This window comes from Polaribacter sp. IC066, assembly GCF_007997085.1.
Lineage (GTDB): Bacteria > Bacteroidota > Bacteroidia > Flavobacteriales > Flavobacteriaceae > Polaribacter.
The window spans coordinates 24,100-43,487 of record NZ_VORR01000036.1 but is presented as its reverse complement, the minus strand read 5'-3'; the positions used below and the strand labels follow the sequence as shown (position 1 = coordinate 43,487).

The window sequence follows — 19,388 nt, the reverse complement described above, 5'->3', positions numbered from 1 at the left end:
GATATAAAATTTAATCCGCCGTAAGCACTAATATTTTCTGTAGTTGTTGTAATTTTCACCTGTCAGGGTTTTCACCCAAGTTGGTGAAAATTATTGAGATGGAAAAGTCTTGTAACTACTATTTTTAAAGGACTTTCCGTTTCTTTTGAATTGAGACCTGCGGAGTTAAGGTTTTATGTTAATTAACATAAAATTAAGGGTGTAAAATCTGCGTTATTAAGCAATATTTTAAAAAGTAAAAAAATGCTACTCTTTCAAGTAGCACTTTAATAATTCAAATAATTAGCTTTTTAAAACTGGTAGTTTAAAGATAAATTAAACATCGTTCCTAATTGGCTAAAGTGATAACCATCATAGGTCATTTGAGAATAACGTTGGTTAAATGTAATTAAGTTAGATGGAGAATTTGTAACGGCAGCGCCATCAAGAATAGCTTGACCTGTTGCAGTTGCATTTGTAAAACTCCATTCTGGTAACACGTTAAATAAATTGTTTATATTTAAAGAAAATGTCAACTTTTCAGTAGCGTTATAGTTAATCCCTAAGTCTGTAACAACTTTTGGAGTAAATTCTGTTCTTAAATCAGATCCTCCGTCTTCTAATGCTCCTGAAGGTACTTGGGATTGGTCAACAAAAAGTTTTTCTAAATCCTGTAAACCTTGTTGTGCAAACTTAGTTTTACCAAAATAGGTATTATTAAGATTGAATCCAAACTTCCCAATATCATAAGTAGCTCCAAAAATTAACTTCATTTCTGGTCTCGAAGTAAAGAATAAAGCTTCTTGAGTTTCATTCACTACAGATTGTCCTGCTGCTTCAACAATAGCTGGATTTTTAACCGCGCCATCTCTAGCATTTTCGATTACGAAGTTTCCAGATAAGTTAAAACCTAAAGTTCCTTCTCCTGCTTCAATCTTATTATAACCAATAACTAAATCGATACCAGAAGTTTTAGTATCTATAGCATTAGAAAAAAAACTAAGATCAGATAAATTGTTATCTCTTAAAATATCATCTAAAGGAGTCGTTCCAATGTTTACATCATTAGCATCAAAAGCTGTTCCTGTAATTTCAGTACCTAAAACAATTCTATCTGCTACATTAATACTGTAATAATCTACCGTAAAACTTAAATTTCTATTTACCTTACCTCCAAAACCTAATGTTAAGTTGGTAGACGTTTCTTGTTTTAATTTTTCAATTCCTAATAAACCTGCTTGAGAAGACACATTATTTACCAAACCACCTACTTGAATCCCTTGTCCTGGAACAAAACTATATTGTGCTTTTTGTGTGTAAATTTGGTGTAATGTTGGTGCTCTAAAACCTGTAGAAGCAGAACCTCTTAGTGTGTATTTGTCAGCAATCGTATAGGCTCCACTTGCTTTCCATACAAATGCATTTCCGAAATCTGAATAGTTTTCAGAACGTATTGTACCGTCTAACGTTAAGTTTTCAATTGGATTCCAGTTTAAAGAGGCATACCCACCAAAATTATAACGTGTAAAAGAACCTGCGTTTTCTGGGCTGTTTCCTGCAAATGAATCTGCACCACCACCATCATAAGAACCTAATTCACCTTCAATCACTTCAAATCTTTCAAATCTAATTTCAGAACCAAAAGCAACACTTAAGTTGTCTGTAAGAATTTTAGAAACATCTAAGTTCCCAACATTGTGATAAAAACCTGTTCCACCTGGATCAAAAGATTGTTTAGAATTTGCACCGTAAAGCGGAGTTGCTTCAAATAAAGCTGTATCTGAGTTATAGCTAACACCAAAAACTTCGTTTCTATTATGAGATTGATTTACTTTATAAGTTTGAGAATTTCCACCCGTAGTAAAACTAGCATCTATATTCCAATCGTTAATTACAGATTTTACTCCTACGGTTGCGTTGTAGTCATTTAAATCTCCTTCAAACGTTGGTACATACCCGTCATAACCACCGTCATTTGTTGGGTGATCGCCAGGGAAAAAATCAGCTAAATAAGGAAAATCATCAACCGTTCTCCAATATGGCGTTCTGTAATTAGCGAAAGAATTTACTTTTTTATTAATTAAAGCTGCATTGAAGTATAAATTAGATTGTTCGTTCAATTTATATTCACCGTTTACTAAAAATTTAGCGGCAGCCGTTTCTGGTGCACCGTTGATATTATTGGCGTCTGGGTTTCTACTTAAAAATTCTTGCACACCACCAAGAGTTATAGGCACAGCCGCATCACCATCAAAGAAATCAGCAAACTCACCGGCAGCACTTACGGTTCCTGGTCTGTTAGATACTTTTGTTTTAGAAAAATCTAATGTATAATTGATAAAACCCTTATCATCTCCAATAGTAGCCCCATTATTTACAGAAACACCATACATTTCTCCATCACCTGCTGAAGTGATTCCTGATCTTAGTGTTGCAGAACCTCCATCAGTAGCATCTTTTAAAATAATATTGATTACACCTGCAATTGCATCAGAACCATATTGTGCAGATGCACCGTCTCTTAACACTTGGATATCTTTAATAGCATCAATTGGAATTCCTGAAATATCAGAACCCGTTTCACCTCTACCAGGAGAAGTTTGTGTGTATAATAAAGCAGATAAATTCTTACGTTTTCCATTAATTAAAATTAAAGTTCTACTTGGCCCCATGTTTCTAATTTCATACGGATCTAATAAAGAAGTTGCATCATTTACAGGTGTTTGTACTGTACTAAATGATGGAATCTTGTATTGTAACGCTTTATCAAAAGTAGTTTGTCCTGTAGCTACTAAATCTTTAGCAGATACAATATCTATTGGTAATGGACTTTTGGTATTACTTCTTTGTGGCGTTCTAGAACCTGTAACAACGATTTCAGATAACGCATTATCTTCATTAATAACGATTGTTAAGTATGAATTATTTTTCACTTTTATCGTTTTGGTTTCAAAACCCATAGAAGAAATAACAATTGATGCTGGTAAACTTTTAAGTGTAATAGAAAACTCTCCATTATCATCAGAAACAATTCCGTTAGAAATGTTTCCTTTTTCAACAATATTCATATAAGGCAATCCTTCACCAGATGAATCTGTAACTTTACCTTTTACAGTCTGTGCCATAAACCCAAGAGGTAGCATAAACATAAAAGCAACGGTACATAATTTTAAAAAATACTTTTGTTTCATAAATAAGTTATTAAATTTGTTTTATTGGTTATTCTTTCATGTAAAAGTTTTCACCCATTTATTTTAAAAGCCAACTATAGAAAAAATATACTCTTTCAAATTCATTTTTTTTTAATAAAAATAACAAAATGGTATCAAGTCGACAATAATCAAGCACTTACATTGCGATATAAATTTTTTAGGATAGTATCTGAAACCATTCATAAAAAGAAAAAAACAACCTTTTAAAACATCGTCTTTTGCGCTCTTATCAATTTTATTTAAATTTATAAAACACGGACTATAATTACATTAAACCACTTAACTTACTTGATAAAACCTTTCTGACGCCTTTAAATTTTGTACTCAATCATATAAATAGATACTACTTTCTATAACAAAATAATAGATAACACTTTCTTCTGATTTTTTAACTTCAAAAAAAATAAACATAAAAAAATGCTACTCTTTCGAGTAGCATTTTTATCTATCCAACTAAAACAATTATACATGTGAGTCTAAAAGTAGGAAATATTTTAAGTTAATTTTTAGAACGTAAATGCTAATTTTGTAAATACTCGTGTTCCATCAATACCAAATTGAGTTGTTTGCCAAGGGTATTTAAATCTACCTACAAAATCTAAATTTCTATCGTTTGGCACACCACCGTTGCTACTATATGCATCCGCAAAAGTATCTGGATACACATTAAACAAATTATTAACCCCTGCTGAAATATTTATTTTATCTGTTAGTTCATAACTAACGTTTATATCGGTTAAGGTTTTACCTCCAAAAGTTGCATCGTTAGAAGCGTCAGAAGCATGTCTATATGTTACCTCTCCATAATTCATAAAAGATAAGCCTGCTGTAAGTTTATTAATTCTATAATTTGCAGAAGCAATAATTTTTTGTCTTGGCCTCCAAGACTCTACTCTAGAAATATCTTCTCTAGAAAAGATTGCATCTTGTAAGTTATTATCTTCTATAAATTTAGGGAAATTAAAGCCTGTTACATCGGTTCTATTAAAATTAGCAGCAACACTACCACTTAATATACCAGGACCTACTTTAATATTATCATAACTAAATACAAGGTCAATACCTTTTGTTCTGGTATCAATCGCATTTAAGAAAAACCCTGCTGCGCCAACATTAACTGCATCTAAGGTTTGATCTATAGGGCTTGAAGCATCTCCTGTAGGAGTTACTTGTCCAGAAAGTGCAATTCTATCATTCACATCTATCTGGTAAACATCTACAGTAAAACCAAGTTTTCTAGTAATACGATAAGAGATACCTGCACCAATACTATTAGAGGTTTCAGGGCTTAATTCAGGAATACCCAATGCTCTAAGTGCCGGATCAGAATTATTTAAAATTCCGTTTTGTTGAATTCCGTTTTCAGTTAAAGTAGTCGTTATTGCTGTATAAAACATTTGGTGCAATGAGGGCGCTCTAAAACCACTACTCACAGATCCTCTTATTGCTAATTTATCGTTCTTTGTTTTCCATCTTGAATTTAATTTCCAACTTACGTTAGACCCAAAATCTGAATAATCTTCAAAACGCAATGCCCCACCAACTAGCCAAGACTTTGAAAGATCTGCGCTTATATCTGTATAGATTCCTATATTACTTCTGTAATCATCAGATGCATTTTCTGGTTTAAAACCACCAAAAGATTCTGAACCTGCTCTATCTGCTATATTTGGTGTGGCATCATTATAAGAAGCTAATTCTCCTTCTTCAGTTACAAAACGTTCTGTTCTGTGCTCTGCGCCAAAAGCGATAGAAATAGCTTTATCATCTTCACCTTCAAACGTTCTAAACACATCTAAATTGTTAACAATATGGCTAAACTGATGTGCGCCATTATAAAAATCTGATGGACTACTTGCACCATAGGATTGGTTAAAAGAATTGGTAATATAATAATCAATTCTATTTTTACCTGTAGACGAACTCAAATCAAAGTTCCAATCATTATAAACTGTTTTTATACCAATTGCCAAGGTATTATCTATAATTTGAGGAGACATTTCTGCTAAAAAAAAATCTTGTTCAGGATATATTTGATCAAAACCACTCACCCAATAAGGAACTCTAGCAAATTGAGGAGCAGAACCACTTCTATTGGTCAACATACCAAAAGAATATACTTCAGTCTCTGTCTCTTCGTCTAATGTGTACCCCATATTATATGAAAAATTTGTAATGGTCATATCTGGCGTACCAACTTGAAAACCTGCACTTGGGTTCTTATCTAAAAACGCAGTTAAATCTGCTGTATTAAAATCAGTTGCGTCTGTAACGCCCCAATATCCTGCTTCATCCTCTACACTTGTAACGGTTCCGGCACGTTGGGTACGTTTTGCATCAAAATAATTAAACGTAAAATTCGCATACCCTTTATCTGCGATATCAACACCAAAACCTGTTTCTAGTTGATATTGCTCTCCATCGCCTTCACTCGTTACACTATAACTTGTATTTACAAATGGATCCATTGATTTTTTCAGCACTAAATTAATAACACCAGCAACAGCATCTGAACCATATTGCGCAGCAGCCCCATCTCTTAATATCTCAACGCGTTCTAACGCTGCGGAAGGAACAGATTTCATATCTACACCAACTTCCCCACGCCCAGGAGTTACGTAACTATATACCAATGCACTCGCATTCTTTCTTTTTCCATTTACTAAAACAAGTGTTCTACTTGGAAACAAACCTCTAAGATCTGCAGGGCTAAAGTGAGCACCAGCATCAGACACAGGTTGCTGTGTGGAATTATACGAAGGTACTTTAAACATCAGTTGCTGATCTAAAACTCCTTGACCAGTTTGTGTTAATTCAGATATTTTAATATTGTCTATTGGTACTGGAGAATCGAAAGCAGTTCTTGGTTTCCCTCTACTACCAACTAAAACAATTTCATCTAACGCATTGTCTTCCATAACCACAATTGTTAAATAATCACTATTCGTAACTTTTACAGATTTTGTTGCAAAACCCATCGAAGAAACCACAATTGTAGTTGGTAAACTTTTAACGGTAATAGAAAATTCTCCATTATCATCAGAAACCATTCCATTAGAAGTGTTTCCTTCTTCTACAATATTCATGTAAGGTAGCACTCTACCTTCTGAATCTGTAATTTTTCCTTTAATTGTTTGTGCCATAAGTCCTAGCGGTAACATGAAAATAAAAGCCACGGTACATAGTTTTAATAAGTATTTCTGTCTCATAAATAAATAAAATTTTAATTAATAATAAATATGTGTAGTTGGTCATTGCTTTAATAAACCACCTTGAAGCAGAGCTGCAGAGGTATCAAAAGAAAGAAACTTTATTTTTAGTTTGATGAAAACAACTTGTTTTCAAACTTTTCTATTGACCACCGACTTAGAACGTCGGAGAATTATTTCGATTAAAAGGCATGCACCCATTTACTATATAAGACATCAAAAGAAAAAATATACCCTTAAAATTTCACTTATTTTTTTAAATTAAAATAATACAATAGCATTAACGCTTTTATATTACTGATAAACAGGTAGTTTGAGCCTAAATTATGCAGAAAAAATAATTTAAAAGAAAACTTACAAGCAGAATTCTGAACAATTCTTTACACTTAAAGCTTTACAGTTAATTTCGTGTAGTAAAATGAGCCATTTATCCCCATTTGTGTGGCATCCCATAAGCCACCACTATCGGTATATTCATTTTGCTTTGTTGGATAAATGTTCAATAAATTATGAGCTCCGAACTGTAGATCTATAATTCTATTTATTTTAAAACTAAAATGTAAGTCTGTTGTTATTCTTGGTTGATAAATATCTGTAGCAGCCGCTAACCTTTCTGATGCTGAATTATTGAAATTCGATAGATTTTTAGTGACTTGCCAATCGATTAACTTAATCTCACTAAATCTAGTAAAATTTAAAGAGGTTTTAAATCTTTTATATTGATAATTAACCCCGAGGTTAAATTTACTATTGGGTGCAGAAGCTAGTAAAAACTGTTGTTCTCTCTCTCCAAAAAAAGTTTCTTTATCTAACAGCTTATTATTAATATCTGTAATGATCATGTGATTTATATTTCCAGATAAATCGAAAGATAATTCACTATTCCCCATTTTCTTTCTCCAGTTTAAAACCAAGTCTATGCCTTTAGTTTCTGTATCTACGCCGTTTGCAAAAAATTGAACGTTATCCACTCCAAGTCCTAAAATTGAAGCATCAAAGTTACCACTCAAAATAATTCTGTCTTTAATTCCAACATAATACCCATCTAAAGTTACGTTAAAAGTAGGACTTACTTTTGCTGTTAATCCCAAACTAAAATTTATCGCTTTTTCTTCCTTTAGCTCATCAATATTAAACCTTCTGGCAATAGGGCTGTTGTTTGCTACCAAAATAGATTCTGTTGGTGTGTCTCCAATAAAATTTGTAAAGGTTAAATTGTAATAATTCTGTGCTAAAGAAGGAGCTCTAAAACCTGTACTAAAAGAACCTCTTAAATTAATTTTCTTGGTAATTTTATATCTAGAAGCAAGTTTGTAATTTAAAGTGCTTCCGAAATCTGTGTAGTATTCTAATCGCAAAGCTGCACCAATCATAAATTTTTCAGAGAAATCTACTTCCGTATCCAAATAGACTCCAAAATTAGATCTATTTCTATCTACCTCGTTTTGTGGAGAATACCCTGGAAAACCTTGAGAACCACCAGGCCTAAGATCCCCGTTATAAGTTTGATATTCAGAAGCCGGAGTTTGTGCGTTTACTACATCACCATTTACGTCATAAGAACTATAAGAACCTTCTTCACCAGAAAATATTTTATATTTATCTAATCTATATTCTAATCCTACTGCAACATTAAATCCATAAGATTTTTCTAAAAAATATTTAGAAAAATCAATACTTGTTGTGTTTTGTATTAATTGATGTCCGCCTGCATCAAACTCTTTAGGTGAGTTTTCTTCTAACGTTGTATTTACCGTATTTTTAATAAAATAATGAAAATTATTTCTGCCTAAAGTATTGTTAATATCAATATTCCATTCTTTAAATTCAGTAAGCATTCCAAAGGAAAAAGAATTATCTAAAATAGTAGACGTAATTAATGGATTAAAGCCGGTAGGATAAAAATCAAGAACATTTCTTGCACTATTAGCTGGTCTAGTAAAAGCATAAGCTTCGGTGTTTTTGTGATTAAAACCACCATTAGCATACAGCTTTGTGTTCTTATAAATGGGTATTTCAGCATTGAAAAATACACTCACATTTTTTACGCCTGCTTGTCCAAATTTTTCTCTGGCAGTTGTTCCTGGTCTTATTGTATTATCTGTTGATAATGCCTCTGCAGTAAAATTTACAAAACCTCCTTTGTTTATTTTAGCACCATAATTTAAGCCTAATTTATATGTAAAACCATCTACTTTGTTAGGAAAAATATTATCATTATTTGCATTATTAAAACCCATAGTAGAACTCACAGTCAGTTCATCATCAGCATCTTTTAAGACTATATTAATAACCCCTGCAATAGCATCAGAACCATATTGTGCAGAGGCCCCATCTCTTAATAGTTCTATTCTTTTAATAGCAGAAATAGGAATTGCATTTAAATCTGTACCAGAATTACCTCTTCCTCTGGTTCCGTATAAATTAATTAAAGATGCTTGATGTCTTCTTTTTCCGTTGATTAAAACCAAGGTTTGATCGGGTCCTAGACCTCTTAAAGTTGCCGGATCTATATGATCTGCACCATCTGCGCCCGATTGTTTTGTAGCATTAAAAGACGGAATAACATATTGCAAAAATTGATTTAATTCTACTTGACTACTTTTTGACGCTGTTTTTTCTATATCTATAAAATCAATCGCCACAGGCGTATCGTTCGCAACTCTATTTTTATTTCGAGATCCTACAATTTTTACTTCCTCTAACTCTTGACCTGCTACGAGTGTAATTGTATGGAATTTATTTGGGGTAAGTTTTAACGTTTTAGTATTATGACCTAAAAAACAAACCGTTACCAAATGATTTTGGTTTATTATAAATTCAAAAGTACCATCTGCCTTGGTTGTAATGCCAACCAAAGAACCTTCTTCCTGCAAGGTTGCCCCGCTAAGAGGTGTGTTATCAGAACTCAAAACGATTCCTTTAATCATAATTTTAGCTCTGCTGTAAACACTATCTGCCATAAAATTAGCGGCTAAATTTAATTTCTCTTTTAAAGTAGCTTTCTTATCATCTAATTGCTTTTTGGTATAAACTACGTAATAGTTATTCCCTAAATCATCGAATAATAAAGAAGTTAATTTTTGTAATAAAGAAATAGATTCTTCTAAAGATAAATTTGCAAAACCCTCTTCTTGTATAAAGTTATTAGAAAGTAGGTTTGCATTATAAGTAAAGAATACTTTGTGTTTGTCACTAATTTGCTCTAATAATGTAGCTAAAGGTATTGGTTGCTTTTTACGCTCTTGCGCCACATTTGTTTGAAAAACAAAGAGCCCAAAAAAAAGTACTAAAAATTTTATAATTATTGATTTTTGATTCATTTATCAATTTAAAATCAAACCTACTTTTTACTAATAATTAAACTGCTATCTTTTTTAATAATTTTTACATCTACAGACTTTTCAATTGCTTGTATACAGATGTCTATATTGGTAATGGGCACAGCCCCTGTTATTACCGTCTTTTTACTGGTCTCATCTTTAAAAACAATAGCATAACCATAAGATTCTTCTATTTTTTCCATCGCTTTTTCCAAAGATAAGTTATCAAAAAATAAAGAACCATCTTTCCAAGAAGTCTTTAGGGTTGGATTAAAAATAGTAATATCTTCTAGAATTTCATTTTTCTTTGCAGAATACGAAACATAATTACCAGGAATCATCTTTTTATCAACACCATTTTTAAGTTTTAGCCAAACCTTACCTTCTTCTAAAAAAACGGCTGTTTTTTTCTTTTTTGTATTTACATTAAAAGAAGTACCGTAAACCTCTACCGATAAATCATTTGTTAAAACCCAAAATTTTGCATTCGTCTCTACTTTTTTATCCACCTGAAAAAAAGCTTCTCCAGACAACCAAACTTTTCTACTCTCATTCTTATAGTATGATAACCTAGAATTTGAGTTTAATGTAACATCACTACCGTCTAGTAACTTTATATTTAAAATTTCGCCATAGTTGGTTTTATGCGTAACTTTTGTATAAAAATTGGCAACATAAAAGCCAAGAGAAATTAATAAAAGGATAGAAGCCGCAATACTTAATGGTTTTAAAAATCGAACCTTCCTTTGTTGCTTTATTTTTTTTACCTGTATTTTAGTTTCTAATTTTTTCCATTCAAAAGCAACTTTTTCTTTGCTCACAAAGTTTTTATCAAAAGAAACCCCTAAAACAAGATCTTTTGCTTTATTTACAAGTTCTTTTTTATCAGGATTATTTAAAATCCAAAACTCCCAAAAACTAATATCGGTTCCGTTATTCTGTACTACCCAATTTTTAAAAGAGGCATCTTCTAAAAAGTCGTTAATCTTTGTATATTTTCTCTTAATCATTTCTGTAATTCATATCAATGTATATAGATAAGGATACTTTATATTTTTTATACTCTAAATTTTATCTTAAAATTTAATTAAATAATTTTAAAATCGCAATTTCTTCCTTTAAACTCTTAATTGCTTTATGCAATGTATTTACAACACTTTGGTAATTAATACCCATTATTTCTGATATTTCTGTTGCCTTTAAATCACTGTAATATTTTAAATAAATAGCCTCTCGTTGTCTTTTTGGTAACTTATTTAGTAAAGTTGATAAGTTTCTATTTTTAAAACTTTCTGTTTCTTGATTGGTCAAAAGCTCTTCTGCTGTAAATTTAAGATCTACAAAAGTTTCGTCTGGTGCATCTGTATATATTAATTTTTCATTCTTTTTCATCACTCTTAACAAAAAACGCTTGTAAGAGGTAAAAAGATACGGCGCAATAACATCTAAATCACTTAAATTTTCTCTGTGCTCATAAACGTACAAGAAAAAATCTTGCAGCGTATCTTCAGTTACATCTGCATCTTTAGATATTTTTAAACCATAGCTATGTAATTTAGGATAATAGGTTTCAAAAAGCACCGAAAACGCATTTAGATCTCCTTCCTTTAATGACTTCCATATAAACTTATCTGTTAATTTTTCCATGTAATAGATTAGACTTAAAATATTTTTTAAAAGTAATAAAAATAAACGAATCATCTTTAACCTTCTTTTAACAAGAATAATTTTGCTAATATTGTAGCTTTGTTTGTCGAAAAAAATAACACCTAACACATAATATAACAATGGAAGTAGATGTAAGAGCTATTAATGAGAAAATAGAAAGAGAAAGTGCCTTTATAGATATTCTTACTTTTGAAATGAATAAAGTAATTGTAGGGCAAAAACAAATGATAGAAAGTTTGTTAATTGGCTTACTCGGTAACGGACATATTTTATTAGAAGGTGTTCCTGGTTTGGCAAAAACGTTGGCCATAAACACGCTAGCAAAAGCAGTTCAAGGTAGCTTTAGTAGAGTGCAGTTTACGCCAGATTTATTGCCCGCAGATGTTGTTGGAACGATGATTTATAACATGAAAGAAAATGATTTCATGATTAAAAAAGGACCAATTTTTGCCAATTTTGTTTTGGCAGATGAGATTAATAGAGCGCCTGCAAAAGTGCAGTCTGCTTTGTTAGAGGCCATGCAAGAACGACAAATTACCATTGGTGACACCACATTTAAATTAGACGAACCATTTTTAGTAATGGCAACTCAAAACCCTGTAGAACAAGAAGGTACCTATCCTTTACCAGAAGCACAGGTAGATAGATTTATGTTAAAGGTTGTTATTGATTATCCTAAATTACAAGATGAACAAATTATTATGCGCCAGAATTTGTCGGGCAGTTTTGCAACTGTAAACCCCGTAATTTCTGTAGCACAAATCTTAAAAGCAAGAGAAGTTGCAAATGAGGTTTATATGGATGAGAAAATTGAGAAATATATTCTTGATATTATTTTTGCAACACGATATCCAGAAAAATACAATTTACCAGCTTTAAAAGATTTAATTAGTTTTGGAGCTTCACCTCGTGGAAGTATCAATTTAGCAAAAGCGGCAAAATGTTATGCTTTTATAAAGCGAAGAGGCTACGTAATTCCTGAAGATGTTAGAGCGGTGGTTTTTGATGTTTTACGTCACAGAATTGGTATTACCTATGAAGCAGAAGCAGAAAATGTGACTTCTGTAGAAATTATCAACCAAATTATTAACGAAATAGAGGTACCATAAAATTGCCTTTCGCTATAAGCTTTTAGCTTTTAGCAAACTGCGAATAGCCAACTGCTTTAAAATAATGGATACAAAAGAAATACTTAAAAAAGTTCGTAAAATAGAAATTAAGACAAAACGCTTGTCTAATGATATTTTTGGGGGAGAATACCATTCCTCTTTTAAAGGACGTGGTATGACTTTTTCTGAAGTGCGCCAATATCAGTTTGGTGATGATGTAAGAGCTATTGACTGGAATGTTACCGCTCGCTACAACGAGCCTTATATTAAAGTTTTTGAAGAAGAACGCGAATTAACCATGATGTTAATGGTCGATGTTTCTGGTTCAGAATCCTTCGGAACGGCTACACAATTCAAAAAAGATACGGTTACAGAAATTGCTGCAACTCTTGCTTTTTCTGCTACCCAAAATAATGATAAAGTAGGTTTAATTTTATTTACGGATGCTATTGAACTCTACATTCCGCCTAAAAAAGGAAAAAGTCATGTTTTAAGAATCATAAGAGAGCTTATAGAATTTAAACCAAAAAGTAAAAAAACAAATATTGCAGCTGCTTTAAAATTTTTATCTAGTGTGATAAAAAAAAGTGCCATTGTTTTTATATTGTCAGATTTTATGGATGATGACTATGAAAAAACAGTTAAAATTGCAGCTAAAAAACACGATTTAACAGGAATTAGGGTCTATGATAAGCATGATGAAGAAATTCCGAATTTAGGAATGGTACACATGCAAGATTCAGAAACCGGAGCTATTCAATTAGTCAACACGTCCTCAAAAACAACAAGAAGAAATTACAAGGCAAATGCTTTAAGACTTTCTGATTATTATATCAACACCTTTAAAAGAGGTGGCGCCGGAACCATCAGTACAAGAGTTGATGAGAGTTACGTGAAAAAATTATTAGGTTATTTTAAATATAAAGGGAAGTAAAGAAACCCAATCCTAACCTTCTTAAAGAGAAGGAATACTCGAACTAAAATCTGGATAAAATCGAAATTAAAAATATATATTAAAAAGTTGAAAAAAAGTAACATTCATATACGTTTTCAAAAAAGTGCTAAAGATTCACTATCCTATTGCTTTTTTTCCTATAGAAAGAGAGTAAGAGAAATAGGCTTCTTTTTTCTTTTTTTAGCCTACAGTATTGCTTCGTTTGGTCAAAACCCAATGGTAAAGGCACAGGTAGAAACCTCTAGCATTAGAATTGGTGAGCAGTTTAATTTAAGAATTTCTGTAAACGAAACAGAAAATGTAATTTTACCAAAATTAGCTTTATTAGGTCTCGAAGTTATCGACTCTGCAAAAATAGATACACTCCGTAATATGCTTATTCAAAAGTATATTATTACTGGTTTTGATAGTGGTTCCTTTTATATACCACAACAACAAGTATTTGTTAAAAACCAAGCCTATTTAACAGACTCTTTGTTGATAAATGTTGCCACAGTAGCGATTGATACTACTAAAATTAAAAAATATCCTATAAAAACTATCAAAAAAGAGCCTTATGTTTTTGATGATTTTAAACTTTATATTTACTTACTAATAGCGGCTTTAGTAATTATCGGATTTTGGATTTATTGGTTTGTGATTAGAAAACGAAAAACCGAAGAAGACGCACCTACCTACAAGGCTTTACCTCCTTATGATGAAGCCATTTTTAAGTTAAACGAATTAGATGAAAAACTGCTTTGGCAGAATAATAAAGTAAAAGAATACTATAGCGAATTAACAGATATTATTCGAGGCTATATAGAACGGGAGTTAAAAGTACCTGCTTTAGAAAAAACATCCGACGAAATTATAGACATGTTAAAAGATTTTCATGATGCAGACGCTATTAACACCAACAAAGCAACACTTATCAAATTAAAAGATTTGTTAAGAGAAGCAGATTTGGTGAAGTTTGCTAAATCGAAGCCTTTAGCACCTGAAATAGAAGAAGATAGAAAAGATGCCGAAGAAGTAGTGCATAATCTAAAACCAAAACCAGTTATTAAGAATGATGAATTGGCGTAATTTTGAATTTCTAAATCCAGAGTTTTTATGGTTGTTAATACTAGTACCTGTATTAGCGATTTGGTATTTCTTTGTCCGAAAAAAAGACGCGGCTGTTTTAACGGTTCCGAGTATTAAGGGTTTTAAGACAAAATCTTCTTTTATATCGAAACTAAAACCAATCGTATCCCTTTTAAGATTGTTAGCTTTAGCGGCCATTGTAGTTGCATTAGCAAGACCACGAAATGTTTCTGTAAGTAAAAAAACAAAAACAAATAAAGGCATCGATATTGTCATGGCAATTGATGTTTCTGCAAGTATGTTAGCGAGAGATTTAAAACCTAATCGACTAGAAGCCTTAAAAAAAGTGGCGGTAACTTTTGTAAATAGAAGACCAAATGATAGAATTGGTATTGTTGTTTATGCAGGAGAAAGCTTTACACAAACACCAATTACTAGTGATAAAGCCATTGTAAAACGTACTATTTCTGAATTAAAATGGGGCCAATTAGATGGTGGTACCGCTATTGGTATGGGTTTGGGCTCTAGCGTAAACAGATTAAAAGATAGTAAAGCAAAAAGTAAGGTTATTATTTTATTAACCGATGGTGTAAATAATTCTGGAAATATTGATCCTAGAACTGCCACAGAATTGGCTAAAGAATTAGGAATAAAAGTATATACCATAGGAATTGGCACAAACGGAATGGCAGATTTCCCTTGGAGTAAAGACCCTAGAACAGGGCAATTAAACTTCAGGAAACAACAAGTAGAAATTGATGAAGAGCTTTTAAAAGAAATTGCATCAGAAACAAACGGGCAATATTTTAGAGCCACCGACAATGATAAATTAGCAGCCATTTATGATGAAATTGATAAACTCGAGAAAACAAAAATAGAAGAATTTAAATATTATAATTATCAAGAAATGTTTAGACCGTTGGTGCTTTTAGCGCTTGGCTTTTTACTGTTAGAATTTTTGTTAAGAAATACGTTATTTAAAAGTTTTATTTAAAAATATTAAAATATTGAAAAACGCAAGAATTAAATAATAACAGTTTTAATTTTTGAATTTTTGAATCTTTCAATAATAGAAAAATGTACAAATTAGAAGAACCAATTTATTTTTATCTATTCGCAATTATTCCAGTAATGATTGTTATTTTTCTATTGGTTTTATGGTGGAAAAAAAGAACGCAGCGCAAATTTGCCGATTTGCCTTTGCTAAAAAAATTAGCCCCAAATTCATCTACATTTAAAGCCACTTTAAAACTACTGATGTTGCTTTTAGGAATTTCTTTTTTAGTTATTTCTCTCGTAAACCCGAAAATGGGCTCTAAATTAAAAACAGTAAAAAGAGAAGGTGTAGACGTTGTGTTTGCTCTAGACGTTTCTAGAAGTATGTTGGCAGAAGATATTGCACCTAACAGACTCGAAAAAGCAAAACAAATCATCTCAAAGATTATCGACCAATTAGGTTCAGATAGAATTGGTATTATTATTTATGCTGGTAACTCGTATCCGCTTTTACCTATTACTACAGATCATGCCGCTGCTAATATGTTTTTGCAAAATGCAAATCCTGATATGGTTTCTAGTCAAGGAACTGCTATTTATGAGGCACTAGAACTAGCAAAAACCTTTTATGATAACAATGATCAGACCAATCGTTTTTTAATTATTATTTCTGATGGTGAAGATCATCAAGAAGAAACAAAACAAGTGGCACAAAATTTGGCGAATGATGGTGTAAAGATTTATACTATTGGTGTTGGTACCGAAAACGGTGGTCCGATACCGATGCGTTTAAATGGCAATATGATTGGCTATAAAAAAGATAGAGCTGGTGAGACTGTTATTACCAAACGTAATGCAGCCGTTTTAGAAGAAATTGCTGCCATTGCTAATGGCGCTTATATAGACGGTAATGTTACCGAAGACCCTGTAAAAAAAATGGCAGGAATTATAGCTAGCGCAGAAAAAAACGAATTTGAAACCAAGCAATTTGCAGATTACAAAGATCAATTTCAATGGTTTTTAGGAATAGGAATTTTATTTTTACTCTTAGATATTTTCTTGTTTGATAAGAAAACCAAATGGCTGCGAAAAGTAGATTTATTTAATGAAGAGAAAACAAAAAGATAATCAGATGAAAATTTATACAAATATAGCACTTCTATTCTTGATGATTTTCTCATCAAACGGAATTCTTGCACAAAAAGATTCTATAGCTTTACAACGTAAAGCTAGAAAAATGGTAAGACAAGGAAACCAACTATACCAACAACAACAATATACAGACGCTTCTGTAGCGTATAGAAAAGCGTTAGATAAAAGCTCTAACTACGATAAAGCAAGTTATAATTTAGGAAATGCTTTATATGAAAACAAAAACTTTAAAGAAGCAGCGCCCCAATACGAATTATCAGCCAAAACAGCAGAAGACAAGTTTACAAAAGCAGAAGCCTATCATAACCTTGGTAATTCTATGATGGAAACTAAAAACTATCAGGGAGCCGTAGATGCCTTTAAAAATTCGTTACGTAATAATCCTAATGACGATGAAACGCGTTATAATTTAGCCGTAGCTCAAGAATTACTGGATAAAGAAAAAGAGGAAAATAAAGACGATAAGAATAAGGATAAAAAAGACCAAGACAAAAAGGACAAAGACGATAAAAATAAAGACGAGGATAAGAAAGAAGGTGACGATAATAAAGATAAAAAAAACGACGAAGATAAAGACGGTAAAGGCGATGAAGATAAAAAGGATAACCAAGATCCTAAAAAAGAAGATGCTAAAGACCAACAAGAAAAGCCAAAACCTCAACAAGGAAAAATGTCTCCTCAACAAGTTAAACAATTGTTAGAAAGTTTAAGTAATGAGGAAAAAAAGACCCAAAAGAAAATGAACGCACAAAAAGCCAAAGGTAAAAAAGTAAAACAAGAAAAAGATTGGTAAAACCCTCTGTTTAATTCTTTGTAAAGCGTAGAAAAATCATACTTTTGAAGTTTATTTTCTAACACTAGAAAAGCAAATAAAATGAAATAAAATGTAGTAAAATAGTTACTTACATAGCTCATATTAAAAGTAGTCGAAAGAAAAAGAATAAGAGAAGCCAATATGAAGTTGAAATTTTACATATCAATATTTATAAGTATACTAACACTTTCTGTGGCAGCGCAGCAACCAGTGCTCGAAGTAACTGTTAGTAAAAATAAACTTGGTCTTAATCAGCGATTAAGAGTTGAATTTTCTATAAACAAGCAAGGTGCAGATAACTTTACACCTCCAAAATTCAGTAACTTTAAAGTTATACAAGGTCCTAGCCAATCTGTAAGTCAGTCCTGGATTAACGGAAAAGTAAGTTTTTCTCAATCTTACACCTATATACTTACCCCAAAAAGAAAGGGAGAACTTATTATTGATCCGGCAAGCATTTACATCAATGGCACTGCCATAGATTCTAAAATGGTAAAGATTATTGTTCTAGACCCGATTGACATCCCTGAAAACCCAAACGATCCAGATTATATTGCTCAACAAAACATCCATTTAATTGCAGAAATTTCTAAATCTCAACCGTATGTAGGTGAAGGAATTTATGTAGAATACCGATTGTATGTAAGCGAAAACGTGAGCGTTTATGATACTTCTGTTACAGAGGCTCCTAAATATAACGGATTCTGGAATCAAGAAATTAAAATAAATGGTTTTCCTGTAAAAATGGGAGAATACAATGGAGAAAATTATAGATATATTGTACTTCAAAAAGCATTGTTAATTCCTACAAAAACAGGAAAATTAACATTAGATCCTATGAAGATGGATATTGTTATTGGGGTTCCTACTGGAAGAGCTGATTTTTTTGGAAATGTAATTACCAAAAACATTCGAAAAGAATTTGCATCTGCCAAAAAAGTTATAAATCCTAAAGGGTTACCTATCAGTCAAAAACCAGAAGATTTTGCAGGTGCTGTTGGTCAGTTTAACTTTGATGTTTCTTTGAGTAAGGATATTTTAAAAGCAAACGAATCATCACAAATTAAAGTGGCAGTTTCAGGAAAAGGGAATTTAAAATTATTTGAATTACCTACCGTGAAAACACCATCTGAATTAGAAAAATATCAACCAGAAAGAAAAGAAAAAGTAAGGGTTGCCACTGACGGATTAACGGGATCGGTAACAGATATTTATACCGTTGTGCCTCAATACAAAGGAAAATATAAAATACCGAGTGTCTCTTTTTCTTACTTTAACCCCAAAACAGAAAAATATGCCACAATTTCTACCAATGATTTATTTGTTGATGTAACAGAAGGCAAACAATTAATAACCAAAGATGCCAATACAGTAGCAAAACAAAATGTAGTTTCAACAGGTAAAAACTTTAGATACATTCAAACTACAACAGCATTTGTATCAAAAGAGACCACTGATTTTTACAAATCAAACTCATTTTATATTTTGCTATTACTTCCTTTAGTCTTAATCCCGGTAGGCATTATAATTGCTAAAAATAATGAGAAACGCAATAATGATGTTATCGGAACAAAACAGCGAAAAGCAGAACGATTAGCCAAAAAATATTTATCTGAAGCACAAAAACAATTGGGTAAAAAAGAAGCTTTTTATGAAGCTTTAGAAAGAGCTTTGCATAATTATTTAAAAGCAAAACTGACTGTAGAAATCGCGGATATTAGCAAAGAAAATATTACCAAAATACTTCAGAATAGAAATGTAAGCGAAACAACTATAGAGCAGTTTATGGATGTATTAAAAGCTTCTGATTTTGCACGTTACACGCCTATAACTGACACAGAAATGAAAGCAGAATTTGAGAGAGCAAAACAAGTAATCGTTGAACTAGATAAACAATTATAAA

At 31.8% G+C, this 19,388-nt stretch carries 12 protein-coding genes; 7 read left to right on the top strand and 5 right to left on the bottom strand.

The genetic code is table 11. From position 1 onward, the window contains the following. Positions 1-290: 290 nt before the first annotated feature. The 5 genes from ES044_RS12570 to ES044_RS12550 all read right to left on the bottom strand — a co-directional run bounded on the left by ES044_RS12570 (position 291) and on the right by ES044_RS12550 (position 11,424). Positions 291-3,170, bottom strand: a complete 2,880-nt coding sequence (locus ES044_RS12570; protein WP_147117992.1) for a TonB-dependent receptor domain-containing protein — start codon at positions 3,168-3,170, stop codon at positions 291-293. Positions 3,171-3,697: 527 nt separating this feature from the next. After that, positions 3,698-6,400: a TonB-dependent receptor domain-containing protein gene (locus tag ES044_RS12565; protein WP_147117993.1), complete on the bottom strand. Its 2,703-nt coding sequence runs from the start codon at positions 6,398-6,400 to the stop codon at positions 3,698-3,700. Between the two features lie 386 nt (positions 6,401-6,786). Next, on the bottom strand, positions 6,787-9,723 hold the full coding sequence (locus ES044_RS12560) for a TonB-dependent receptor domain-containing protein (RefSeq protein WP_147117994.1): 2,937 nt from the start codon (positions 9,721-9,723) through the stop codon (positions 6,787-6,789). Positions 9,724-9,743: 20 nt separating this feature from the next. Next, complete coding sequence (locus tag ES044_RS12555) at positions 9,744-10,733, bottom strand: FecR family protein (protein WP_147117995.1); 990 nt, start codon at positions 10,731-10,733, stop codon at positions 9,744-9,746. A gap of 73 nt (positions 10,734-10,806) precedes the next feature. Beyond that, entirely contained in the window at positions 10,807-11,424 is a 618-nt protein-coding gene (locus ES044_RS12550; RefSeq protein ID WP_223269105.1) for an RNA polymerase sigma factor, read from the bottom strand. Positions 11,425-11,510: 86 nt separating this feature from the next. Between ES044_RS12550 and ES044_RS12545 the strand changes: the two genes are divergently transcribed. The 7 genes from ES044_RS12545 to ES044_RS12515 all read left to right on the top strand — a co-directional run bounded on the left by ES044_RS12545 (position 11,511) and on the right by ES044_RS12515 (position 19,387). Continuing rightward, positions 11,511-12,500: an AAA family ATPase gene (locus tag ES044_RS12545; protein ID WP_147117996.1), complete on the top strand. Its 990-nt coding sequence runs from the start codon at positions 11,511-11,513 to the stop codon at positions 12,498-12,500. Between the two features lie 64 nt (positions 12,501-12,564). Beyond that, positions 12,565-13,434, top strand: a complete 870-nt coding sequence (locus ES044_RS12540) for a DUF58 domain-containing protein (protein ID WP_147117997.1) — start codon at positions 12,565-12,567, stop codon at positions 13,432-13,434. An 87-nt stretch (positions 13,435-13,521) separates the two neighbouring features. Beyond that, the gene (locus tag ES044_RS12535) at positions 13,522-14,523 is read left to right on the top strand and encodes a BatD family protein (RefSeq protein ID WP_189663171.1); all 1,002 of its coding nucleotides are present in this window, start codon (positions 13,522-13,524) and stop codon (positions 14,521-14,523) included. Beyond that, on the top strand, positions 14,510-15,517 hold the full coding sequence (locus tag ES044_RS12530; protein ID WP_147118063.1) for a vWA domain-containing protein: 1,008 nt from the start codon (positions 14,510-14,512) through the stop codon (positions 15,515-15,517). The genes ES044_RS12535 and ES044_RS12530 overlap by 14 nt, the downstream gene beginning before the upstream one ends. A gap of 83 nt (positions 15,518-15,600) precedes the next feature. Next, complete coding sequence (locus ES044_RS12525; RefSeq protein WP_189663172.1) at positions 15,601-16,647, top strand: VWA domain-containing protein; 1,047 nt, start codon at positions 15,601-15,603, stop codon at positions 16,645-16,647. Positions 16,648-16,651: 4 nt separating this feature from the next. Continuing rightward, positions 16,652-17,464 carry a tetratricopeptide repeat protein gene (locus ES044_RS12520; protein WP_147117998.1) on the top strand — a complete coding sequence of 271 codons (813 nt, stop codon included), beginning with the start codon at positions 16,652-16,654 and terminating at the stop codon, positions 17,462-17,464. Between the two features lie 162 nt (positions 17,465-17,626). Beyond that, the gene (locus tag ES044_RS12515) at positions 17,627-19,387 is read left to right on the top strand and encodes a BatD family protein (RefSeq protein WP_147187204.1); all 1,761 of its coding nucleotides are present in this window, start codon (positions 17,627-17,629) and stop codon (positions 19,385-19,387) included. Position 19,388: the final 1 nt, after the last annotated feature.